The sequence below is a fragment of the Olleya sp. UBA1516 genome, assembly GCF_002323495.1.
GTDB lineage: Bacteria > Bacteroidota > Bacteroidia > Flavobacteriales > Flavobacteriaceae > Olleya.
This window is the reverse complement of sequence record NZ_DCQO01000016.1, coordinates 195,253-220,292: the sequence shown is the minus strand read 5'-3', so window position 1 is coordinate 220,292 and position 25,040 is coordinate 195,253. Positions and strand designations below refer to the sequence as shown.

22 protein-coding genes are annotated in these 25,040 nt (G+C 33.1%); 17 read left to right on the top strand and 5 right to left on the bottom strand.

Annotated elements, in window-relative coordinates; all coding sequences use genetic code 11:
- Nucleotides 1-75: 75 nt before the first annotated feature.
- Complete coding sequence (locus B2989_RS10045) at nucleotides 76-972, bottom strand: metallophosphoesterase family protein (RefSeq protein WP_292948025.1); 897 nt, start codon at nucleotides 970-972, stop codon at nucleotides 76-78.
- 679 nt (nucleotides 973-1,651) lie between these two features.
- Here B2989_RS10045 and B2989_RS10040 point away from each other — a divergent pair.
- The 17 genes from B2989_RS10040 to B2989_RS09960 all read left to right on the top strand — a co-directional run bounded on the left by B2989_RS10040 (nucleotide 1,652) and on the right by B2989_RS09960 (nucleotide 20,562).
- On the top strand, nucleotides 1,652-2,794 hold the full coding sequence (locus B2989_RS10040) for a glycosyltransferase family 4 protein (RefSeq protein WP_292948024.1): 1,143 nt from the start codon (nucleotides 1,652-1,654) through the stop codon (nucleotides 2,792-2,794).
- A 72-nt stretch (nucleotides 2,795-2,866) separates the two neighbouring features.
- The gene (gene gmd, locus B2989_RS10035; protein ID WP_292948023.1) at nucleotides 2,867-3,982 is read left to right on the top strand and encodes a GDP-mannose 4,6-dehydratase; all 1,116 of its coding nucleotides are present in this window, start codon (nucleotides 2,867-2,869) and stop codon (nucleotides 3,980-3,982) included.
- 35 nt (nucleotides 3,983-4,017) lie between these two features.
- On the top strand, nucleotides 4,018-4,980 hold the full coding sequence (locus tag B2989_RS10030; protein WP_292948022.1) for a GDP-L-fucose synthase family protein: 963 nt from the start codon (nucleotides 4,018-4,020) through the stop codon (nucleotides 4,978-4,980).
- Nucleotides 4,981-4,994: 14 nt separating this feature from the next.
- Entirely contained in the window at nucleotides 4,995-6,431 is a 1,437-nt protein-coding gene (locus tag B2989_RS10025) for a nucleotide sugar dehydrogenase (RefSeq protein ID WP_292948021.1), read from the top strand.
- A gap of 3 nt (nucleotides 6,432-6,434) precedes the next feature.
- On the top strand, nucleotides 6,435-7,670 hold the full coding sequence (locus B2989_RS10020) for a lipopolysaccharide biosynthesis protein (protein ID WP_292948020.1): 1,236 nt from the start codon (nucleotides 6,435-6,437) through the stop codon (nucleotides 7,668-7,670).
- A complete protein-coding gene (locus tag B2989_RS10015) occupies nucleotides 7,667-8,794 on the top strand; it encodes a glycosyltransferase family 4 protein (protein WP_292948019.1) in 1,128 nt (375 codons plus the stop codon). The genes B2989_RS10020 and B2989_RS10015 overlap by 4 nt, the downstream gene beginning before the upstream one ends.
- Complete coding sequence (locus B2989_RS10010) at nucleotides 8,784-9,728, top strand: DUF6625 family protein (protein WP_292948018.1); 945 nt, start codon at nucleotides 8,784-8,786, stop codon at nucleotides 9,726-9,728. Before B2989_RS10015 ends, B2989_RS10010 begins: the two co-directional genes overlap by 11 nt.
- The gene (locus B2989_RS10005) at nucleotides 9,718-10,782 is read left to right on the top strand and encodes an acyltransferase family protein (RefSeq protein WP_292948017.1); all 1,065 of its coding nucleotides are present in this window, start codon (nucleotides 9,718-9,720) and stop codon (nucleotides 10,780-10,782) included. Before B2989_RS10010 ends, B2989_RS10005 begins: the two co-directional genes overlap by 11 nt.
- Nucleotides 10,779-11,771: a glycosyltransferase gene (locus B2989_RS10000; protein ID WP_292948016.1), complete on the top strand. Its 993-nt coding sequence runs from the start codon at nucleotides 10,779-10,781 to the stop codon at nucleotides 11,769-11,771. Before B2989_RS10005 ends, B2989_RS10000 begins: the two co-directional genes overlap by 4 nt.
- Nucleotides 11,772-11,783: 12 nt before the next feature.
- Entirely contained in the window at nucleotides 11,784-13,109 is a 1,326-nt protein-coding gene (gene wzy / locus B2989_RS09995; RefSeq protein WP_292948015.1) for an O-antigen polysaccharide polymerase Wzy, read from the top strand.
- A gap of 2 nt (nucleotides 13,110-13,111) precedes the next feature.
- Entirely contained in the window at nucleotides 13,112-14,260 is a 1,149-nt protein-coding gene (locus B2989_RS09990; protein WP_292948014.1) for a glycosyltransferase, read from the top strand.
- A complete protein-coding gene (locus tag B2989_RS09985; RefSeq protein WP_292948013.1) occupies nucleotides 14,257-14,808 on the top strand; it encodes a putative colanic acid biosynthesis acetyltransferase in 552 nt (183 codons plus the stop codon). Before B2989_RS09990 ends, B2989_RS09985 begins: the two co-directional genes overlap by 4 nt.
- On the top strand, nucleotides 14,801-15,640 hold the full coding sequence (locus B2989_RS09980; protein ID WP_292948012.1) for a glycosyltransferase family 2 protein: 840 nt from the start codon (nucleotides 14,801-14,803) through the stop codon (nucleotides 15,638-15,640). Before B2989_RS09985 ends, B2989_RS09980 begins: the two co-directional genes overlap by 8 nt.
- A gap of 13 nt (nucleotides 15,641-15,653) precedes the next feature.
- Entirely contained in the window at nucleotides 15,654-16,409 is a 756-nt protein-coding gene (locus tag B2989_RS09975; RefSeq protein ID WP_292948011.1) for a glycosyltransferase family 2 protein, read from the top strand.
- Between the two features lie 359 nt (nucleotides 16,410-16,768).
- Nucleotides 16,769-17,554, top strand: a complete 786-nt coding sequence (locus tag B2989_RS09970) for a polysaccharide biosynthesis/export family protein (protein WP_292948010.1) — start codon at nucleotides 16,769-16,771, stop codon at nucleotides 17,552-17,554.
- 7 nt (nucleotides 17,555-17,561) lie between these two features.
- Nucleotides 17,562-19,922, top strand: a complete 2,361-nt coding sequence (locus tag B2989_RS09965) for a polysaccharide biosynthesis tyrosine autokinase (RefSeq protein ID WP_292948009.1) — start codon at nucleotides 17,562-17,564, stop codon at nucleotides 19,920-19,922.
- A gap of 88 nt (nucleotides 19,923-20,010) precedes the next feature.
- Nucleotides 20,011-20,562: an outer membrane beta-barrel protein gene (locus B2989_RS09960; protein ID WP_292948008.1), complete on the top strand. Its 552-nt coding sequence runs from the start codon at nucleotides 20,011-20,013 to the stop codon at nucleotides 20,560-20,562.
- A gap of 264 nt (nucleotides 20,563-20,826) precedes the next feature.
- Here B2989_RS09960 and B2989_RS09955 read toward each other — a convergent pair whose 3' ends face one another.
- From B2989_RS09955 to B2989_RS09940, 4 genes are all read right to left on the bottom strand, one after another.
- Complete coding sequence (locus B2989_RS09955) at nucleotides 20,827-22,005, bottom strand: acyl-CoA dehydrogenase family protein (RefSeq protein WP_292948007.1); 1,179 nt, start codon at nucleotides 22,003-22,005, stop codon at nucleotides 20,827-20,829.
- A gap of 855 nt (nucleotides 22,006-22,860) precedes the next feature.
- On the bottom strand, nucleotides 22,861-23,574 hold the full coding sequence (locus tag B2989_RS09950; protein WP_292948006.1) for a tRNA1(Val) (adenine(37)-N6)-methyltransferase: 714 nt from the start codon (nucleotides 23,572-23,574) through the stop codon (nucleotides 22,861-22,863).
- 243 nt (nucleotides 23,575-23,817) lie between these two features.
- A complete protein-coding gene (gene rimM / locus B2989_RS09945; RefSeq protein ID WP_145004026.1) occupies nucleotides 23,818-24,348 on the bottom strand; it encodes a ribosome maturation factor RimM in 531 nt (176 codons plus the stop codon).
- Nucleotides 24,349-24,416: 68 nt separating this feature from the next.
- Entirely contained in the window at nucleotides 24,417-24,920 is a 504-nt protein-coding gene (locus B2989_RS09940; protein ID WP_145004023.1) for a 30S ribosomal protein S16, read from the bottom strand.
- Between the last annotated feature and the right edge of the window lie 120 nt (nucleotides 24,921-25,040).

Here is a 25,040-nt window from a genome sequence, read left to right as displayed (position 1 = left end):
AATATTAGGTTTCTACATATAAAAAGTAAAGCAATCTGTATAATTACAGAATCAGTTTCAAAAAAACAGCAAAACCTAACCGCTATAATCCAACAAACGTCTAGGACCTTCCAACAAAACACGCACAATTTGTAACGTACCATCTTCTTTAGTAGCAATTTGCCATTTAATCAAAGAAATCGCGCCATTTTCAATCTCAATACCAGTAATACTTCTTGGATGCACACAACTACCATCATTAAAAAAAGCCACATCACCAGGTTCCGGAAAACGTGGTCTGTGTGTATGACCAACAACAGTAATCATATTATTGTTTTCAGTAATCCATTTTTTGGTACGACGTTCGACTTTAATCAATTCTTTATAGTTTTTTGCAGGACTAGTGGGATCTGCAATACCCATAACATTTAAAGGTTTCCAAAGGACACGTACCATAAATCGACTCCATTTCCAGAAGGTATAGTTCCACCAATCCGCTTGATGACCATGCGTTAAAAATACCTCTTGCTGTGTGTCTTTATGTTTTAAAATAATGGCTTCGTGGTATTCAATATCACCAAACAATTCTACATCAGCGCCAACTTTAGGATCAAAAAAAGAATGTAAATGTTTCTTAACATAGTCAGGATCGCGATACACCATATCATGATTTCCCCAAATCATATGCAAGCGGTTTTGTTTATGAAACAGTTGCATCAAGCCATACACGTTTTTGTGAGCATAAAGGATGGACTCAAACGATATGTTTTCCCACAACTCATCACCATCACCTAATTCGGCATAGTCAAAACCTTGGACATAATAATGTTTTAAGGCATGGTAATAGATGTTTCGATTATTAGCAAAATCATCAGCAAAACTATTATCACCACGATGACAATCACTAAATAGGATAAACTTAGAGTCGTCATCAAACCCAATAACTTTAGCTTGATTATAAGCACGATCTAATTTCTTTTTTGCTGAAAACATAGTATAATTTTTCTATAAGCAAGATAGGATATATTTTATAATTCAACCCAATGCAATAATCAATAACACTAAGGACTTCAGTATAATTAAATAACCATAAAAGTAGTACGTGTTATTAAATAATAAAAATGTAAAGTGCTTAATTTTAGTTGGTTAATAAAAATAAAGGATGTGACAGTCAAAGTCTTAAAGTGTAACCTCAAGCTTTGGGTTTAAATAATTAAATAGTCAATTACCGTTGTGTTAAATTGAGTAAAATAAGCGTGGCGTCTCTTTGTTTTAATTGTGATTTGTCGTAAAATTGCACTCAAATCAATAATTTGAAAATCAGCAATACGTAATTGTTGTGTAAAAAGGTTCAGTTCTACCCAAACGGAATCTATTAAAAACGGGAAAATCAATAGTAGCAGTATTACTCTTATTATAAGTTTTAATACAATTTGTTTATTAAAGTTACCTAACCAGTAAAATCACTTTAACTAACAAATGTAATGCATTACAATCCCTTTTTTTTATTTAGTAAATTAGTTAAATAGCTAATTTTTAGTCCGCTACGTTTTATTAAAACAAAGCTATAGACGTTTATTGCTATTTATGTAACTGTAAGTAGTAACTAAGTTATACACAATGGATTGCGGTAAAAATGATTTTTTATGTTTAACTGTATATCGCTATTACTATGTTAACAACAAGCTTACCAACAAACCATGAGCAGATAACACAATTTCTGAGCAACTATAAAGGCATAGTAATTATAGTCACAGTAATTACAGCATTAATTATCACATTAATCGTGATGCCAAAAGTAGTGGCTATTAGTAAAGCTAAAAACTTAACAGCCTTACCAAATGGACGTACATCGCACAAAGGGGTAATTCCTACGTTGGGAGGTGTTGGTGTGTTTACAGGTGTGGTATTAACCATTCAAGTCGCAGCAATACTGTTTGCTAATTACAGTCAATTAATAGATTTAATGGTGTTTAATGTCCTTATATTATTACTGTTGTTAGTGGGTTTGGCGGACGATATCATGAAAATTTCACCAAAACGTAAACTAGCCTATCAATTGCTAGTCGCTTCTATATTTGTAATGGCAACCAATTTAAACATCAACTCGTTTGTAGGCTTATTTGGTATTTATAAAATCTCAATATTCTCAGCCATACTGTTTTCAATATTTGTTATAGTGTTAGTCATTAATGCATATAATTTAATTGATGGTATCGATGGATTAGCAGGAGTGTTAGGAGCCATAATTTCTATTATCACTGCCTTATTATTCTACTATAGTGGTCATTTTTTTTACTGCTTAATATCCTTGGCTTTAGTTGGCGCATTAATTGGCTTTTTAGTATTTAACTTTTCACGAAACCGAAAAATATTTCTGGGTGACACTGGATCAATGGTGGTTGGATTTGTATTAGCCATTCAAATGATTACCTATTTAAGCTTAGCAGGACATAATCCTGATAAAGAAATCTTTCATAACGCACCAGTAATAGTTTTAGCCTTATTATCCTATCCATTATTAGATACACTTAGGGTGTTTTGCGTTAGGATTTGTAACAAAAAAAGTCCATTTTCGGCAGACCGTAATCACATTCACCATCGTTTAATAGACCTTGGATTAAAACACAAATGGGCAACCAGTCTTATTGCATTGTATACCATTGGGATAACAGTATTGGTATTGGCACTAAATCATTTAGATACTAACGTCATATTTGCGATTACTGTTCCTGTAGCGATGCTAATTTTAGTCATTCCGTTTGCAATACAGTATAAATCTGGTAAGATTAAATTTGTTTTGCCTACTTTGTAAATTCGCAATAAAATAACGATAAGAATAATATTTATATAATAAAGCGGTTTTCTATTAAACCAAACCTATAAAATGAAAAAAATAGCATTAATCACAGGCGTTACAGGACAGGATGGCGCATATTTAACCGAGTTTCTATTAAAAAAAGACTATATCGTTCATGGTATAAAACGTCGTAGTTCATTATTTAATACAGATAGGATTGACCATCTATATCAAGATCCGCATGTGAATAATCGTAATTTTATTCTGCATTATGGAGACATGACAGACAGTACCAATTTAATTAGAATTATTAAAGAAGTACAACCTGACGAAATCTATAACCTTGCAGCTATGAGTCACGTGGCTGTTTCTTTTGAAATTCCTGAATACACAGGTAATGCAGATGGTTTAGGGACACTTCGTATTTTGGATGCAGTTAGATTATTAGGTTTAGAGAAAAAAACCAGAATCTATCAAGCGTCAACCTCAGAGTTATACGGTAAAGTACAAGAAGTACCACAAACCGAAACCACACCTTTTTACCCAAGATCACCTTATGCTGTAGCAAAAATGTACGCCTTTTGGATGACAGTAAATTACAGAGAAGCTTACGGAATGTTCGCCTGTAACGGAATCTTGTTTAATCACGAATCACCTTTAAGAGGAGAAACCTTTGTAACCAGAAAAATTACCAGAGCTGTAGCCAGAATTGGACTAGGCTTACAAGATAAATTATACTTAGGTAACCTAGACGCACAACGGGATTGGGGACACGCTAAGGATTATGTACGCATGATGTGGATGATTTTACAAGCAGACCAAGCAGAGGATTGGGTCATTGCAACTGGTAAAACCACAACCATTCGTGACTTTGTAAAACAAGCCTTTAAGCACATTGGTGTGACCTTACAATTTGTAGGTGCAGGAGTGGATGAGGTTGCTATTATTAAAGAAACCACAAATCCTGACTACCCATTAAAAGTAGGACAAGAGGTGTTAGGTGTGGACGCTAGATATTTTAGACCTACCGAAGTCGATTTACTAATTGGAGACGCTACCAAAGCCAAAGAAAAATTAGGTTGGACACCAAAAATCCAGTTAGAAGAGTTAATCGAAGACATGATGTCATCAGATATTAAACTAATGAAAAAAGAACAACTGCTTAAAGATGGTGGCTACCAGACCCTAAATTATTTCGAGTAAACGTAGCAACACTAAGTAACAGTAAACAACAACACATGTCAAGCACATTATCAAAAGACGCAAAAATATACATAGCAGGTCATAAAGGAATGGTAGGTTCTGCCATTTGGCGCGCATTAACAGCAGCTGGATACACTAAGCTAATTGGGCAAACTAGCCAACAATTAGACTTACGTAACCAAGACGCTGTTAACCAATTTATGGAACACACAACACCAGAAGTGGTTATTGTAGCAGCAGCCAAAGTTGGTGGCATATTAGCCAATAGCCAATTTCAGTATCAGTTTTTGCTAGAAAACCTGCAAATACAAAACAATATTATAGATGCAGCTCATCGTAATAACACCAAAAAACTAATCTTTTTAGGCAGTTCTTGCATCTATCCAAAACTAGCACAACAACCCTTAACAGAGGACAGTTTATTAACAGGACCATTGGAGCCTACTAACGAGGGTTACGCAATCGCAAAAATTGCAGGTGTCAAACTATGTCAGCACATCAAAAACCAATACAATAAGGATTTTGTTAGCTTAATGCCAACCAATTTATATGGCTCAAACGATAATTTTGACCTAAAATCCTCACACGTATTACCAGCAATGATTCGCAAGTTTCATGACGCTAAACTAGATAACAACGCTCCAGTTACCCTTTGGGGAAGTGGAACACCAATGCGCGAATTTTTATACGTGGACGATCTAGCACAAGCAGTCCTATTTGCTATGCACAACCAAATGCCAGACCATTTGTATAATGTAGGGACAGGTACAGACATTACCATCAAACAATTGGCAACAACCATCCAAAAAGCAATTGGTCATACAGGACCAATTATTTGGGACAGTACAAAACCAGATGGCACACCACGTAAATTAATGGACGTGTCTAAACTAAAACAAGCAGGTTGGCAATACACCACCAATCTAGAGCAAGGGATTGCAAAAACCTACCAATGGTTTTTAGACAACCCAAGCACATACAAGCAAGTTAAATTATAACGTAAGCACACCTAATGCAAAATCAAACAGATAACACAACAACCGTTGTGGATAACCCTAATAAAATTACATCAATATGTTGTATTGGTGCAGGCTATGTTGGAGGACCAACTATGGCTGTTATGGCTCAAAAAAATCCAGACATCAAAATAACAGTCGTGGATTTAAATGCGCAACGTATTGCAGACTGGAATAACGACGACCTAACCAAACTACCCATTTTTGAACCTGGTTTAGACCAAGTCGTTAAGGAAGCCAGAGGTCGTAATCTGTTTTTTTCGACTAATGTCGAAGACGCTATTGACCAAGCACAAATGATATTCATTTCCGTTAACACACCTACCAAAACCTATGGTGCAGGAAAAGGGATGGCAGCAGACTTAAAGTATATCGAGCTATGTGCAAGACAAATCGCTAAAGTCGCAACCACTAATAAAATTGTAGTCGAAAAATCAACACTACCAGTAAAAACAGCACATGCCATAAAAAGCATTCTAAACCATACTGGTAATGGTGTAAAGTTTCAAATACTATCCAATCCAGAATTCCTGGCAGAAGGGACAGCAATAACAGACCTAACACATCCAGATCGTGTACTAATTGGTGGTGACCAAACACCAGAAGGGAAACAAGCCATACAAGCCTTAGTGGACGTGTATGCGACTTGGGTACCAAAAGCACAAATACTAACCACAAATATCTGGTCGTCAGAGCTATCCAAATTAGTAGCCAATGCCTTTTTAGCACAACGTGTGTCGTCTATAAATGCGATTTCAGAGTTATGTGAAGCGACACAAGCCAATGTAGAAGAAGTCGCAGAAGCAATTGGTATGGACTCGCGTATTGGACCTAAATTTTTAAAAGCCTCAGTAGGTTTTGGTGGGTCGTGTTTTCAAAAAGACATATTAAACCTAGTGTATATCTCTAAGTCTTTAGGCTTAAATCAAGTCGCAGACTATTGGGAACAGGTTATTATAATGAATAATCACCAACGCGACCGTTTTGCAAATAACATCGTGCAAACTTTATACAACACAGTATCAGACAAAAAAATAGCCTTTTTAGGTTGGGCTTTCAAAAAAGATACCAACGATACCAGAGAGGCTGCAGCCATTTACGTGGCAGACAAGTTAATAGACGAGCAAGCCAAAATTAGCGTGTACGATCCTAAAGTGTCTGCAAAACAAATGCAGTTTGATATTAACTATTTAAACACACGTACAGAAGCACAAAACCAAACCTATTTAAGCACACAAGACAATCCGTATGACGCAGTTAATGGTGCACATGCAATTGCAGTGTTGACAGAGTGGGACGAGTTTAAAACCTACGACTGGCAACGTATTTATAATAGCATGAACAAACCAGCCTTTATCTTTGATGGTCGTAACCTATTAGATAAACAAGCACTAGAAACTATTGGGTTTAAAGTGAAAGCTATAGGAAGTTAGAAGATGAAGACAAATGCAATGTTCACATCGTTTTTACCTCAAGTTATTGGTGCTATTTTGGCATTAATAACTTTTAGGATGTATTCTGAGCTTTTGACGCCAATACAATTAGGAGAAGCTATGCTTGCGTTAGGTGGAATAGCACTTTTTGATGCTATTTTTTCATCATCGGTTAATCAAGTTGTTTTTTATTACGGTAGTAATAAAAATTTCAAGTATAAAGTTTTTAGCTTTCTGAAAAACTATAAGCGGTTTACTACAGTAATTGGCTTGATGATTATTTTATTGATAATTATTGTTTCTTTTTTAGACTTATATAATTTTTATGGTATGCTAGTCTTAATATTATTGGGCTATGCTGTAATTGAACCATCCAGAAGTAGTTTGTTTTCTTTGTTGAATTTGAGTGGAACACGTAAAATTTATGGCTTACAAGTAATTTTAGATGCTATTTTTAATTTTACTTTAATTTTTTTGGCGTTATATTTTAAACCAAATTGGGTTTTCTTATTAGTAGGAATACTAACCTCAAGATATTTTTCATTAGTAACAAATAGTTTGTTTTTAAGATCTAGTTTTGATTTGAGTGAAAATTTGAATGAAAAGAATATAGTATTGGATAAAAAAGAAGTTTTAAAACAGATACAACCTGTAATGTTGATGGGTATAATTGGATGGTTGTCAGGTTTTGCAGACAGGTATATTATTGCTGGTTCAATTGGTGTTTCAGGAGCAGGTTATTATTCCTTAGCAACTGGGCTTGTTGGAAGACCTTATAATGTGACAACTTCAGCTTTAACTGTGCATTTTAGACCAGATTTATACAAGTTTAACTCGGAAAATGAATATGGAAAATTTCAGGATATAGCTAAGAATTGGCTTAAATATGCTCTAATTATTGGTGTTGTTGGAATAGTTTTATTTGCAATTTTAGGAGGTCCTTTAGTTGATGTTTTGCTGGCAAAGGAATATCGCACAGAAATTGAAAATATTTTATATGTCATAGCTGGTGCTTATTGTTTTACGATTATGACGCATGCAATAGATAATAAATTTTTAGCAAAAGGCTTAGGTGTAAATTTATTTAAATTACAACTAATTTTAACACCATTTCCTTTTGTGTTTATTGTTATTGGAGCATTGTATAACGGAGTTGAAGGAGCTGTAATAGGTAAATTAATTGCTGAAATTTTTAAGTTTTTAATTATGTTTTATGCCTCAAAAAAAATAGATAAATGAAAGTAGTAATCGGTACATCTACTCCATTCCATTTGGTTCATTTGGCGCGCGAACTCAGTTCTTCGGGACATGAAGTTACCGTTATTGGATATATGCCAAAATGGAAAATGAAAAAATACAACCTAGGTGATGCAAAGTATATCTGTTTATTTTGGTATTTATTTCCTTTAAGTATAACTGCTCTACAAAGATTTTTTCCAAAAATTCAGCGTGCAACAACATTTTTAATTATGCCTCTCGTTGATTGGTTGATAACCAAAAAGATGACAAAATGTGATGTTTTTGTGGGTTTATCAGGTGTATGCGTTAGTTCTCTTAAGTATGCCAAATCTAAATATGGAGCACTATCTATTGTTGATCGAGGTTCAGCTCATGTTAAATCTCAAATTGAATTGATTGAAGGAATAAAAGAAATCAAATTGCCCAAGCTTTATATAAGCAGAGAGTTGGAAGGTTATGATATAGCTGATAAAATTGTAATACCATCAATCTTCGCTTATAACACATTTGTTGATAATAACATAAATAAAGAGAAGTTGTTTATTAATAATTATGGTATAAACTTATTGAGATTTTATGCAGAAAAGAAGATTTTATCTAAAGGAAAAAAAATTAATGCTCTTTTTGTCGGAGGATGGAGCTTTCAAAAAGGTGTAGATATTATAAATAAAACTCTGCAAAAAGATTTTAATTTACACGTTTCTCATATTGGTATATATAATGGGGAACATCATACAGATTCTGATAATTTTAAGCGTATTGGGTACGTGCCGAATGATAAATTAATTAATTACTATAATTCTTTTGATGTTTTATTATTACCATCGAGACAAGATGGATTTGGGATGGTGATTTTGGAAGCATTAGCGTGTGGTCTACCTATTATCACTTCTGCAAATACAGGTGGTCCAGATGTAAAAGCAAAGATTGACGATAAAGACTCAGTAATTATTATGGATTCTATTGATGAGATAGGGTTAATTAAAGCTTTACAGAAATTTAGAAATAAAAGGGTGAAATTAACAAGTTGTGAATTAACAGACGCAGATAAAGAAAAATATAGCTGGCAGTCTTATGGAATACGCTATAGCACTTTTATTAATTCTTTGAAAGATGAAAAATAAAGTTTATTTTGTAGTACCTTATTTTGGAGTTTTTCCAAATTATTTTCAATTATGGTTGGATTCATGTGCGCGTAACTCAGAGTTTAATTGGCTTTTATTGACAGATTGCATTACTGATTCATTTAAAATTCCTGAAAATGTTATCGTAAAGTTCACCTCTTTAGGTGAAGTAAAAAAAACTATTGAAACCACACTTAGTATTAATATTGTATTAGATACGAGTTATAAATTATGTGATTTTAAACCAACCTATTGGATTCTTTTAGATAGTTATGGTATCGATTATGATTTTTGGGGTCATTGTGATATAGATTTGATATTTGGAAAATTGAATCAGTTTATCACTGATGATTTATTAGATAAGTATGACAGAATTTATTCTGAAGGACATTTATCGTTGATGAGTAAAAGCCCTATATCAAAATATGCATTCAAACTAGAGGGAAGTGAATACAAGTGGGATACGGTTTTTAAAGATGCAAAAATATTTGGTTTTGATGAACATCACGGAGTAAATAAGATTTGGAAAAAACAAGGATTACTCTATTTTGAAAATAATGCAGCCATACTTGACGTTGATCCACAGTTTAATGTTTTTAGTTTGACACATTTGCCATCTAATAAAAGTGGGCAGTTTTTTTTCTTACAAGATGGAGCTATTATGCAAGGATGGTATAAAAATCAAATTTTTAAAACACAAGAGTTTGCTTATATACATTTTCAAAAAAGAAAAATGGCTATTAATTCTACTTTAAATAGTGATGACAACTTCATTATTAGCCACCTTGGATTTAATAAATATGATAATCTTTTAACAGCTATTAGTGAATTGAAATTAAGTGCTAAAAGTAGTTTAAAAGACACTTTGTTTAGTTTAAGAAAACTTAAAACATTTTACAGGTTTTATATAAATAGAATTATTAATGGACTTTAATTTTATAAAAATCGGTAAAAAAGAGTCTTCCGCTTTAGAAATTATTAAAATTTTTCTTTTGGTGCAAGTTGTTGTTGGGCATGCATTGGCATTAAGTTTTCCTCAGATTGGTGATTTGTCAAACAACATAATTGTTACTTTATTTAAAAGTTTATTTAGTTTTGGGCGTGAAGCAGCATATCTATTTGTTTTTTTGTCAGGTTTTTTTACATCTAAAGTGTTTCTTCAGGAAACTGATGATTTTAACTTGTATAAAAAAATTAAGACACGCGTAATAAGAATTTATCCTATTTATTTGTCTGCTTTATTATTTACAATATTATTAGATTATATTGGATACGATTGGTTTAATTATAGTGTTTATGTAGATAATGTATTTAATTGTGATACCACAAAGCAGTACACTTTTTATAATTTTTTTATAAATTTATTTTCTTTGCAACCTGTTTTTGGAGCAACATTTGGGTCAAATACACCATTATGGACCTTGGGTTATTTGGTTCAGTTTTACGTTTTAGGTGTTCTTTTAAAAAAGGTTGCAATTATTGGTGCTTTTAATTATCACTATTTAATATTTGGAACAATCTTTTTGATAGCATTTTGGAATTTAGAATTTACTTTACTCTTTTTTGTTTGGTATTCTGGTGTTTTGCTTAAGGATTTCCAGTTTGTATTAAGTAGGTACTTTAGACTATTTAGTATCTTGTTTTGTCTTTGTCTTTTAATTGTAATTCAAAGATTTAGTCCAATGTTACTTTCTATGCTTTTAACACCGTTAACAGGCTTTTTTATTTTAATGCTTGTAAAAATTATTCCTCATAAGGTTATTGGAGTTAACCTTTTGGATTTTCCAAGATTACCCGATATATCATATAGTTTATATGCAGTGCATATGCCATTACTTTTTATTATTTATGGTTTTTTTAATGATTTATTAGACATGAATAGTTTTTTATGGCAATTTTGTTATGTTTTATTTAGTTTTTTTACTTGTCTTATATGTGCATATGTTGTTTTAAAGATAAATACACCTTCTGTTAAAATTTTTAAATGATGAATAAATTAAGTCCATTTATATCTGTATTGCTGCCTGTTAGAAATGGTGAGCAATATTTAAGAGATGCTATAAACAGTGTGCTAAAGCAGAGTTTTTTAAATTTCGAACTAATTGTTATAAATGATGGTAGCACTGATTCAACTTTAGGTATTTTAGAAAGTTATAATGATAAAAGAATTATTATACTTAACACTAAGGGCATAGGTTTGGTAAAGGCTCTAAATATGGGTTTAGAGCAATGTAGTGGTAATTATGTTGCTAGAATGGATGCGGATGATATTTGCATGCCTGACCGTTTTGAAGAACAAATTGCAGTTTTTGAATCAGATAATTTAATTGGAGTAATATGTTCTGATGTTATTTTAATAGACGAAAATAATAATGAGGTAGGTTTTAGTAAGGATGCTAGTATCTATAATTTTGAATATTTAGAAAACGGATTGACATATAAACAAGCAATGAAGCCTATTATACATCCTACAGTTATGTTAAAAACAGCTTTGTTAAAAGAGGTTGGAGGGTATCGCGATTATTTAGCATGTGAAGATCGTGATTTATGGCTGCGTTTAATATGCAGAACTAAATTTTATAGAATAAAACAACCTTTATTGAAATATAGGTTAAATCATGAAGGTGTAAGTAGTAGATTGCAAAACAAACAAACTGTTAGCGGTATGCTTTGTGTACTTAATTATAATTTCTTAAAAAGTAATAAAGTTGATTTATATAATTATGATTTGAATTTACATGATCATTTTCGTAAATACATTAGTACAAGTGTCGACCCAATAATAAGCAATGCTGAAGTATTGTCTAAATTTAAGAAAAAAATTAGAGGTAAAAATAAAGTAGTTAAACTTGTGGTTTTATTATTGCCGAAATACAGTATTCCTATAATTAATCATGTTTTTTTTAATAGAAGGAAAAAAATAGCAATCATTAAAAAAGCAACTAATATATTAGAAGCTTTTTTGAAATTGAATTAAAAACGTAATAATTTGGATATATTTTTTACTCTTCTTTTTTTGCCTTTAATATACTATGTTATTAAAAGAATGCGCAAAAATCAGTCAGCCCTGTGGATTCTATTAGGTGTAATGTCTTTTTTTTCCTTGGGGTATTACGTGTTACCTGTGTTTTTTAAAAGTGAATCTGGATTATCTAATATCGGTTCTTTTGAGCTTTCCGAGGTTATTTTCATGTCGCTCCTTTTCTTTTTTTTTCTTATTCAAGGTGTGCGATTTGGAGAGTATAAATTTTTAAATAAAAGACAAAAAAAATTAAAATTACCTAATTTAGATTATTGGTTTTTTAAAAATTATAAAAAATTATTTTATGTCAGCTTTATATTATGGTTGGGCTATTATTTTACAAATGATTTAACAGTTTATAATGTAGAGGATTTGGATTCTTATTACAATAAACAGAGTGTTTATAAAGGGTTATTGGCTTCATTATCCAATGTGTTTTTAGCAGTTATGGCAGTGTCCTTGGCGTTGGTTATTAAGGTAAATTCAAAAAATAGAATCTTAATGATTATTTGTTATGTGATAGTTGCCTTTTTATTGCTAGGTACTGCACAACGCATATTTGCAATTACACCAATTTTTTTCATGGTTGCTGCATTATGTATTCATAACAATTACCGTCTAGGTATAAAAATTATTTCTCTTGGGATTGTTTTTTTATTAGTAATTAGTCCCTTTATGGTGTTTTTAAGACAGCTTAGTGATGTTTCTGATAAAAAAGAGTTGTTTGCAGCTTCTTCGTCATATGCTGTAGATAATGTGTTTGAAAGTGGGTTTAACTCATTAATGGCACGTGCAGATACGTATTTTGTAATGACACACTTAAAAAATGATTTCGATAACCCATTTAGTCATTTCAATCACGTACAATATGTCTCTGCAATAATTGTAAGTTTTTTTCCTCGTATTATTATTAACGAAAAACCTCAGGTTTTAAGTGATAACGGTGAATTGTCTGGTGAAATTTCCGTGATGGCTTGGAATACAGTAGTAAAAAAAGGAATAGGTAGTTTAACTACATTTGGCGCAATAACAGCTTACAGAGAAGGTGGTTGGGTTTGGGTAATTTTAAATGGATTTTTGACAGGTATTGCCTATGCTTGGTTTTATGTGTTTTTTGCTAAAGGAGGACAAATAGGTAAAATTTTATTCGTTTCTTTATTTGTAACGTTAGCAATCAAACAAGTGCCACCAAGTTTGTTTTACTTTATTATTTTTATTAAGCCTACACTTCAAATAGCTGTTGTTTTATTCGTTATTGACAAATTGTTATATCGTAAAAAAAAATATAATTAGACATGCAAATTAACCACGTCATAACATCCATAGACATAACAACTGGTGGTCCAGCTAGAAGTGTGTCACACTTAATTGCTGCTATGTTGGAAATAGATGCAACATTGCACATTGGTTTGGATACTTTAAAAAGTAATAACCCAATAACTAGGTCGTTTAATACAGTTAATAGTGGGATCAGGCTTCATGATGCTGAGACATTGCAACGTTCTAAAAGCTTGGTTAATTCTTTAAATTATTCTGATACGACCTTATTACATGGTCATGGCTTATGGCAAATGCCAGTGCATCAAATGGCTAAAATAGCACGTCAAAAAGGTGTACCTTATATTATTACACCCAGAGGCATGTTAGAGCCTTGGGCTTTGTCGCAAGGCAAAATTAAAAAACAAGTCGCTTTAAAACTGTTTCAGTATAAAGATTTAGAGCAAGCGACCTGTTTACACGCGACTGCGCCAATGGAAGTAAAAAGTATTAGAGCTTTAGGATTAAAAAATCCTGTGGCTATGATACCAAACGGAATTAATGTCAGTCAGTTTCCGGCTGAAATTCCTGTTAAAGCAACACAACCAAAGCGTATGTTGTTTTTATCGCGCATTCATATTAAAAAAGGGATTGAAAATTTAATTGAAGCCTGGCAATTAGCAGATAATAAATTAAAACAAGATTGGGTAATTGATATTTATGGTAATGGTGAACCAGAGTATATTAAAAGCTTAAAAGCAAAAATTAAAGCTGCTAATCTAGAACATCAAATTACGATTAAACCACCAGTGTTTAATGACCAAAAAACAAAAGTATTTAGGGAAGCGTCTGTGTTTGTGCTACCAACCTTTAGCGAAAACTTTGGGATTGTAGTGGCTGAGGCTTTGGCAAGTTACACACCTGTTATTACCACACAAGGTGCACCTTGGGAAGAATTAAATACTAATAATTGTGGACAATGGATTGGGATTGGTGTCACACCTTTAGTGGACGCACTTAATAGCATGATGGCAAAATCACCTGAAGACTTGCAACAAATGGGAGTAAATGGTAGACAATTAATAGAGCAAAAATATAGCATGCAAGCTGTTGCAAAACAAATGTTAGCATTGTACGATTGGATTTTAAATAAAGCCGAACAACCAGATTTTATAGATATAGTATGAACAAAGTAGATTTATCAAATTATAACAACACCTTAAGTCGTAAAAACCAAATAGCACGTTTGTTGTGGTCTGTGGTTTGGATGGTGTTTGCTAGACCTTTACCAAGACGTATTGGGAATAGCTGGAAATTGATGTTGCTTCGTTTGTTTGGAGCAAAGGTACATGCTAAAGCTGTGGTGTATTCATCGGTAAAAATTTATGCTCCTTGGAATTTAGAAATGCATGAATATTCCTGTTTAGCACCAGAAGTAGATTGTTATAACGTTGCAAAAGTTACTATTGGAGCACATGCAACCGTATCTCAAAAATCGTATTTGTGTACAGCGTCACATGATGTAACAGTATCAAACAACCCTTTGATTATTGCACCTATTGTATTAAAGGGTCAATCTTGGGTTGGTGCTGCTGCATATATTGGAATGGGTGTGACAATAGGTCAAGGTGCTGTGGTTGGTGCAACTGCATCTGTGTATAAAGACATAGAACCTTGGGCAATTGTTGGTGGTAATCCTGCAAAATTCATAAAAAAAAGAGTAATCAATGATTAGTGCTGTAATACTAACCTATAACGAAGAAACTATTTTAGATCAATGCTTAGCTGCGTTGGACTTTGTGGATCAAATTATTGTGTTTGATTCGTTTAGCACAGACAATACTTTAGAGATTGCAAAAAAGCATAATGCCAAAATTATACAACGTCCTTTTGATAATTATGCAGCACAACGTAATGCAGCATTACAAAGTGTTCCTGCTACTTGTGATTGGATAGTGATGGTTGATGCAGATGAGATTATAACTAAAGCTTTAAAACAAGAGATTTTAAAGGCAACCACTAATACAGATGCTATTACAATGTATCGTGTTAGACGTAAGGACATGTTTCAGGACAAATGGATTAAACAAAGTAGTGGTTATCCAACGTGGTTTCCTAGAGTGTTTAAAAAGGGTTGTGTTACTGTAGCACGTGAAATTAACGAAGAATATAATACCACAGGAAAAGAAGGACGTTTACAAGAACATCTAATACATTATCCTTTTAATAAAGGATTAACGTTGTGGTTTGATAAGCATAATAGATATTCTAAAATGGAAGCAGAAAAAATGCTTCAGGAAGTTAAAGAACCTTTACAATGGGCTAATTTGTTTTCTAAAGACCCTATTATAAAACGTAAAACGCAAAAAAGACTAAGCTATCATTTACCATTTAGACCACAGCTTATATTTTTCGCTTTTTATATTGTTAAAGGTGGTTTTTTAAATGGTAAAGCAGGTTATACCTTTTGTAAACTACGCTTTATTTATGAAACAATGATTGACTTAAAATTTAAAGATTTAAAACGTCAATTAAAACAAGCATCACCTCAAACTCCAAATAATTAAAGGCTTATAACCAATGAAAATTTCAATTATAACAGCAACATACAATAGTGTCGCAACAATAGTAAGTTGTATGGAGTCTGTATTGCAACAAACCTATCCTAATATCGAGTATGTTATTATCGATGGTCAGTCCACAGATAACACACTAGAAATGGCACAACACATTAAAAGTAAATCGCCTCAGGCTAATATTGTCATTCAATCTGAAGCTGATAAAGGGATTTATGATGCCTTAAATAAAGGGATTGCGTTGGCAACAGGAGATGTGATTGGTTTTGTACATTCGGATGATATGCTGGCTAATCCTAATACCATTCAAAATATTGTAAATACCTTTAATAGCCAAAACGTGGATGGTGTGTATGGTGATTTGCAATATGTAACGCAAACCAATACAGATAAAGTGATTAGACATTGGCAGAGTCAAAATTTTAAATCTAGCTTGCTTAAAAAAGGATGGATGCCAGCACATCCTACCTTATTTTTAAAACGTGACGTGTATGCAAAACAAGGTGATTTCAACTTAAAATATAAAATAGCTGCAGACTACGATTTTATTTTACGCATATTTAAAACGCGTGATTATACGTTTGGATATTTACCAGAAGTGATTACCAAAATGAGAGCTGGAGGAGCCAGTAACCGTAGTTTAAAAAATATTATTATTAAATCTAAAGAAGACTATAAAGCAGTAACGTCCAATAAAGTTGGTGGTTGGTACACCATTGTGTTTAAAAACCTGTCTAAAGTCAATCAGTTTTTTAAATAATGTTGGCTAAATAGTGTCGCTAAATAACAAAAATGCAAACCAAATAATACAACCAAAAATGGTTAATAAAGAAGCCTTATAGCAAAGGTATAGTAACAGTATAGCAAAGGTATAGATAGTGTATGGATAGTGTATTAAAAAAACAGGCTAAAAATGCTGTAAAAGTAAACGGTTTTAAATGCTTAAAATACATGGTTTTAATCGGCTTAAAAGTGGTAGTTTATTATTTTGTTACTATTTTTGACACGTTAAATAAAATAAACAATACAAAACGTCACGCATTATTTAAGTCAGACGTTTAAAACCAACTGCCTAACCAGTAGTGGTATAGATAAAAATCGCTAATAGTAATCATAAGTATGCAACCCAAATTTAAACATCACATCGTTAAAGTCATCACAGTAGTAACTATGGCTTTGTCATTAAGCAGCTGTGTTAGTAATAAAGAAATTTTATACTTTCAGGATGCTAACCAATACAACCAAACTAACGTACAGTATCAAGAAAATACCATTCAGCCTAACGATATATTAGCAGTAACCATAAGTGCTGCCATACCAGAAGCAGCTATTCCGTATAACAAAAATGTAAATACTGCTGCTGTTAATAATAGCGTAGATATTTTAAAACTACAAGGGTACTTAGTAAATCCTGAAGGGTTTATAGCCTTACCAGTGTTAGGCAAAATTAAAGCAACACAGCTTACCAACTCGCAACTAGAAAACCAAATTGTGGCACAACTAGAAAATGGTGGTCACCTAATTAATCCTATTGTAACCGTTAGATTACTTAATGCCAAAGTGACTGTTTTAGGTGAAGTCCAACGTCCTGGAACCTTTAGTTTTACTGAGCAGTACATTAGTGTACCACAAGCTTTAGGTTATGCTGGCGATTTAACTATTAACGGAAAGCGTAACGATATTTTGTTAATCAGAGAAGTGGACGCAACACGTAAAATTACACACATAGATTTGACCACCACCAATTGGATGGACAATCCAGAATACAGACTAAAACCTAACGACGTGTTAGTGGTACAACCTAATCGTGCCAAAGTAAAAACAGCAGGTTACGTAGGTAATGTGACGACTATAGTGGCAATTGCATCAGTAACACTAAGTGCTATAATTTTATTGACTAGATAAGTAGACTATGGATAATTACCTAGAACAACAAGACGCACAGGACCAGCAAATAGACTTAAAAGGGATTGCTAATAAGTATTTAGCCTATTGGTATTGGATCGCTTTAAGCGGAATAATAGCCTTAATTATAGCCTTTTTATATCTGCGTTATACACCTGATAGCTACAAAACTGCTGCAAAAATTAAGGTGTTAACGGAAAAAGAATCCACTGCCTTAAACCTAGACTTAGATAAATTGTTAGGTAAAGGTAACGTCAACCTAGAAAACGAACGTGCTGTATTGCAATCCTTTAGATTAAACCGACAAGTGGTTAATCAATTAAATTTACAGGTGCAGTATTTTCAGTCTGGTCGTGTTAATAAATCCGAAGTCTTTAACGCACCTTTTAAAGTGGTGTTTGAACCAGAATTAGCAAAACCAGAAGCCGATTTAATTTTTGAAATTACACTTCAGGATAAAGGTTATAAATTACTAAACCTAGACACCGAAGTCACCTTACAAGTCCCAAACTTTTATTTTGAAAAGCCAACGGTTGACTTTCCGTTTACCATTCAGCCTGCAAATGCACAAAGTTTAGTGGCTAATGATAATCCAGTATACGAGGTTAAAATTAGTAGTCAAACTCAAGCGACTCAAAACTTATTACAAGCCATAAAAATTGCACCTGATGGTAAGGATAGTGATATTTTAATATTAAGTCTTGAAGATCCAAGCAAGCAAAAAGCACAACAGGTTTTAAATACTTTAATTGAAGTCTATACACAAGATGGTATTACAGACAGACAGGAAGTGTCTAAACGTACCATCGCGTTTATTGACGAAAGGTTTACGTATCTAACAACCGAGTTGGACTCGATTGAAGTCGCTAAAGGTAGCTACAAGCAAAACAATAACTTAAGTATTTTTGAAGCTGATGCAGCGTCTGTGATTCAGAAAAAATCAATTAAAGACGAACAACTTTTTGAAGCCGAAACCCAATTGTTATTAGCAGATGTACTGGATAAAAGCATTGCTAGCAATCAAGAGATTAAATTATTACCTGCTAATATTGGGTTAAATAGTGGTGCAGTAAATACCTTGGTTAGCGATTATAATACTGCTGTGTTAGAATATAACAAATGGAAAGCCACAGCTGGTGACAATAATCCTAGAGTCAAGATTTTAAAAGCGTCTATTACAGATTTAAATAATAACATACAACGCTCATTATCTGGTTATAAAACCCAATTGCAACAGTCCTTATCGCAAAATAAACGTGCACAAGGCTTAGCACAACAGTCTTTTAAAACCTTACCTAGTAAAGAAAAAATACTGCGTAGTATAGAGCGTCAACAAATACTAAAAGAAAACCTTTACTTACTATTATTACAAAAACGCGAAGAAGCAGCAATTACTATGGCTGTCACTGCAGCTAATGTAAAAGTGATAGATTACGCGATTACTAACTCGATTCCTGTAGCTCCAAAACGTAAAATTGTATTGTTAGCTGCCTTGTTATTAGGACTGGGTTTACCAATCGGTATTTTGTATTTAAAGTTTTTAACTAATACTAAAATTTACACGAGTAAGGATGTTGAAAATATTAACCCTAATACTGCAATTGTTGGTGAGATTCCGGTAATTCCTAATGCTAAACAAGCGTTAAAATTAACCTCAGGAAACACACAAACTGAGGAAGCGTTTAGAACCTTAATCCATAACCTAAACTTTACGTTGCATAACAAACAGACAGATCAAGGTCAAGTTATTGCGGTAACGTCTTCGGTTAAAGGCGAAGGAAAAACAACAGTCGCGTTTAATATTGCACAAACTTATTTTCATTTAAAAAAGAAAGTGTTATTAGTTGGTGCAGATTTGCGTAATCCTCAATTACACGCCTTAATTGGAAGCTCTAAAGACAAAGCTGGATTATCTAATTATTTAAGTAATCAAACCAGTAATTGGCAAGACATATTAATACAAATGGATGCAGATAGTAATCAATTTGATTTACTATTGTCAGGTCCAATTCCTCCAATGCCAACGGTTTTATTATCAAGCGCACGTTTCCAGGCGTTTTTAAACGAAGCAAAAGCACATTACGATTATATTATTGTAGATACAGCACCAACCTTATTAGTAGCAGATACGCTAACGTTTATGGATGGTATTGATTATACAGCTTATGTGGTGAGATCTGGAGTGACAGAAAAACCATTAATTGAATACTCTAAGAAATTAGTAGACCAGAAAAAGATTAAAAACATGGGTTATATCATTAACGATATTGATTTTAAAGGATCGTATGGTTATGGTTATAATTATGGCTATGGTTATGGCTATAATGCCGAAACGGTTAAGAAAAAATGGTATCAGTTTAAAAAATAATACAATAATAACGCCTTAATAAGGTTTGTAAAGTAACTCCCTAAACTATTATAGCGCAATATAGTAACTAAGTTAAAATAGTAACTTGATGAATATAAAATCGCTATTACTACACATTGCTGTAGCTAGTACATTAGTCATGTACAAAGCTGTAGCACAAGATAAACCACATGTAAAGCTAGCTTTAGGTGTCAACATTATTAATAACTATCCATACAGCAGGTTACCTTGGGCAATAGACAAGTTAGACTTTGCAACGCCTTTTAATTTAGGCGTAGACTATCAGTTGGATCCTAATTGGAGTATTGGTGTTAATGTGTCCACAAATACGCTAAAAACACCCAAATCCAATGCGAGTTTGTTTGCAGTACAAGCAGATGTTAATTATTATATTATTCCAAATACAGCAAGAGATTACAAGGAGTTATACGTGTTTTTAGCAGCAGGAAAATACACGTACGCTAATACAGACGCGTTTATAGTTGGTCCAGGTTTAGGTATTAGTTATTGGCTGTTTCCTAAAATGGCTGTTAATATCTCTGGACGTGCTAACGTTGCAGTTAAAAATAACAGTCCAGAAGTGGGTAGTTATTACCAATGTAATATTGGTGTTATCTGGCGATTTACAGATGGGTTTTAGATAGCATAAGCAAGCTGACATAGTTTATTAATAACAAAAGAAAGCAAAAGTACTAGCACAATCACAACCTATATCAAAACCAAAAGCAACAGCAGCACAAACAGAAACAGCAATTGTAAAATTGATATAGTACAAAAACAAAAAAAGCACGTCATTATAACGTGCTTTTTTTATATATAAAATTGAAAGTATGAAAGGTTAATCTTTTCTATCATCTATCATCTATCATCTTCCAACTATCCACTAATTACTTACTGCTAACCACTATTTAAAAGCATTCAATCCAGTAACGTCTAAACCAGTAATTAATAAATGGATATCATGTGTACCTTCGTAAGTAACAACACTTTCAAGGTTCATCATATGTCTCATAATGCTGTACTCACCACTAATTCCCATACCACCTAACATTTGTCTAGCGTCTCTAGCAATTTTTAAAGCCATATCTACATTATTACGTTTCGCCATAGATATTTGTGCAGAGGTAGCAGTACCATTTTCGCGCATAACACCAAGTCGCCAAGCTAATAATTGGGCTTTGGTAATTTCGGTAATCATTTCAGCAAGCTTCTTTTGTTGTAATTGGAATTGTCCAATAGGTTTACCAAATTGCATACGTTCTTTGCTATATCTTAAAGCAGTATCATAGCAATCCATTGCTGCTCCAATCGCTCCCCAAGCAATACCAAAACGTGCCGAATCTAAGCAGCCTAATGGTGCACCTAATCCAGATTTGTTTGGTAATAAGTTTTCTTTTGGCACTTTAACGTTGTCAAAAATAAGCTCGCCTGTTGCAGACGCACGAAGGGACCATTTGTTATGTGTTTCAGGTGTTGTAAAACCTTCCATACCACGTTCTACAATTAAACCGTGAATACGACCTGCTTCATTTTTTGCCCAAACAACAGCAACGTTACAAAAAGGCGAATTTGAAATCCACATTTTTGCACCATTTAAAAGGTAATGGTCTCCCATGTCTTTAAAGTTGGTGACCATGCCTCCAGGATTACTTCCATGGTCAGGCTCAGTTAAACCAAAACTTCCAATCCATTCTCCACTAGCTAATTTTGGTAAGTATTTTTGGCGTTGTGCCTCGTTACCATATTTCCAAATAGGATACATTACTAACGACGATTGTACTGAGGCAGTACTACGTACACCAGAATCACCACGTTCTATCTCTTGCATAATTAAACCATAAGCAATTTGGTCTAAACCTGCACCACCATATTCCACAGGAATATAAGGTCCAAAAGCACCAATATCTGCTAATCCTTTAACAATTTGCTTCGGGAATTCTGCTTTTTGAGCATACTCTTCAATAATAGGAGAGACGTCACGCTTGACCCATTCACGAGCAGCATCACGTACTAATTTATGTTCTTCAGTTAAAAGTTCGTCAAGATTATAGTAATCTGGCGCTTCAAATAAATCTGGTTTCATTTAAGTCTGTATTAAAAATAAACTATTCGTGTAGCTTATTGTTTCAATCACAAAAATAACGAAATCGTTTTCAGAACACAATATTATATCAAAAATTAAGGCAAATTTTTAAGAATTCTTTTATTTACGAGTATATAATAACATATTTAGCATTTTAGCACAAAACCTTACTAGCAAACCCAATGTCACCCTGAGCCAAGTCGAAGAGTTCCTAAAAACCACCAAACCCAATGTCACAAGTAGCAATACCAATGTCACCCTGAGCGCAGTCGAAGGGTCTCTATTAGACCAACCAAACCCAATAGCAAAAAAAACTCACACCAAGTCATCCTGAACTAGTTTCAGGATCTCATCCAAAAAATCAAAACCTAAATAATCAAGAAAAAATCGAGTAAATAATTACTTTTTTTAGAATATTTTCCACAACATTCCAAAGTTTAATAGCAATGTCACAAGTAGCAAAACAAATGTCACCCTGAGCGCAGTCGAAGGGTCTCTTACAAACCACAAAACCCAATAGCAAAACAAAGCCACACAAACCAAGTCATCCTTAACGAGTTTCAAGATCACATCCTAAGTAACACAAGTAGCAATAAAAACTTCACACTAATAAAATAAAACCACCAAAACCAATGTCATAAATAGCAAAACCAATGTCACCCTGAGCGCAGTCGAAGGGTCTCTATTAGACCAACCAAACCCAATAGCAAAAAAACCTCTTACCAAGTCATCCTGAACTAGTTTCAGGATCGCATCTTAATCTAAAAGAAAGTAATAAACAATAGCAAAATCCAATAGCAATACCAATGTCACCCTGAGCGCAGTCGAAGGGTCTCTTATAAACCCCAAACCCAATTACATTTTAAGATAAAAATCTTTAGTTAACGCAATATAATCATCAGTATATTGATGCCTTGAGGTTTCAATAACCAAAGTCTCAGTTTTAATTTCGCTTTCGCGGAAAGAAAACGCTAGCAAACTTCTTTTAACATCCGAAGTAGGCGTTCCTTTAACATGTAAGATATTATTAGGAAACAAATTAACTTTAGACGCTAGGTCTATAAAGTGAGCCTCTTCTTTAAAGGGAATAACAACCGTAAAAATACCAGTTTCAGACAATAGTTGAGCAGTACAAGCAACTAAATGATCAAAAGGTAAGGCATCTGTAAAACGAGCTAAGTCACGTTGTGTGTTGTCAGATTTGTAATCCTCAGCATAAAATGGAGGATTGGATATAATCAAGTCGTATTTGTCCTCAATTTCTTCTGTAAACTCAGCTAAATCGGCATGATAACAAAATAAGCGATCAGCCCAAACCGAAGTTTCAAAATTATCAACACATTGCTCATACGCCTGTTCGTCAATTTCTAAAGCATCAATAACTTCCGCTTGACTACGTTGTGCAAGCATTAAAGCTAAAATTCCTGTTCCTGCACCAATATCCAAAATAGCAAATGGGTTGGTGTTTAAAGGTGACCAAGCACCAAGTAAAACGCTATCAGTACCAATTTTCATGGCACATTGGTCTTGTTGTACAGTAAATTGTTTGAATTTAAAAGGCTTGCTCATATGACGTTATCCTAAATGTGATGTAGGATCTCTTTAGTTTTGGATGTGATACTGAAATAAATTCAGCATGACCTAGGTTATCTTGTAAGCTGTAAATCTATTAAATACTTAGGATAAATAACAGCTATGATTTTGTTAGATTATTTATAAAAGACTTACTGCTAGGTTACGTCATCCTGTACTAGTTTCAGGATCTCATCATTTATTACATTTAGGCTAAAAATAAATTCAGCACACAAAAAATTAATCTTCTAAATATAAATCAATTAAGCCTTCTGGAGTATCTACAAAAATAGTTTTGTTTGGTTTATCCACTTTAGAAATAAACTCATCATTCATTGGGATTAAAATCTCAATACCATCTCTGTCAATTTCAAATAGGGATTGTGCAGTACTGTCATTAACCGCTTTAATAATACCAACAGTTCCAAAGTTTTTGTCTTCAACTTTAAAACCTATTATTTCATGAAAATAAAATTTATCATCTTCTAATTCTGGTAAAACGCTTAGTGGTAAGTATATGTTGCTTTTAATTAAACTATCAGCATCAGCTTCGGTATCGACATCTTCAAATTTTACACGAAGTAATTCTGATTTATGTAATTGAGAGCTTTCAACAAAAAACGGAACCAATGAACCACGTAAATCTATTAACATAGAATCTAAGTTTTCATAAAGTCCAGGCTCATCAGTATCTAGTTTTATAAGGAGCTCGCCTTTAAAACTATATTTTTTAACAATTTTACCTAAAAAGAAACAGTCTTTAATATCCATAACAAAAGTTTTTTGCATAAAAAACTCCGATAAAAATTATCGGAGTTTAAAAGTATAAAAATTAATTTTTATTCTTCTTCTTCGTTAGATGCTTTTGCATCTTCAGCAGGAGCTTCTTCTACAACTGGAGCGTTAGCTGCAATTCTAGCTTCATTAGCTGCTTTTTCTGCTTCAAAAGCTTTAGTTTTAGCATCAGCTTGCGCTTTTGATAAACCGTCTTTTTTAGCTTCTACTTTACTTGCTTTTTCATCTAACCAAGCTGTAAACTTTGCTTCAGCTTGCTCTTCTGTTAAAGCACCTTTTCTAACACCACCTGCTAAATGGTTTTTAAGCATAACACCTTTGTAAGACAAAATTGCTTTTGCTGTGTCAGTTGGTTGTGCACCATTCTGTAACCATTGTACAGCTCCATCAACGTTTATTTCGATAGTTGCTGGGTTTGTGTTTGGATTGTAAGCACCTAATTTTTCTAGGTATTTACCATCTCTTTTTGCTCTAGCATCTGCTGCTACGATCCAGTAATAAGGTTTTCCTTTTTTACCGTGTCTTTGTAATCTAATTTTTACTGGCATAAATAATTAATTTGTAAGGTACGCGACCTCTATTATTAATAAGCTGCAAAGATACTATATTTTTTTAATTCTCAACTTTTTAAAGTAATTCTGTCAAATAAAATAAATTATTCTATTTTT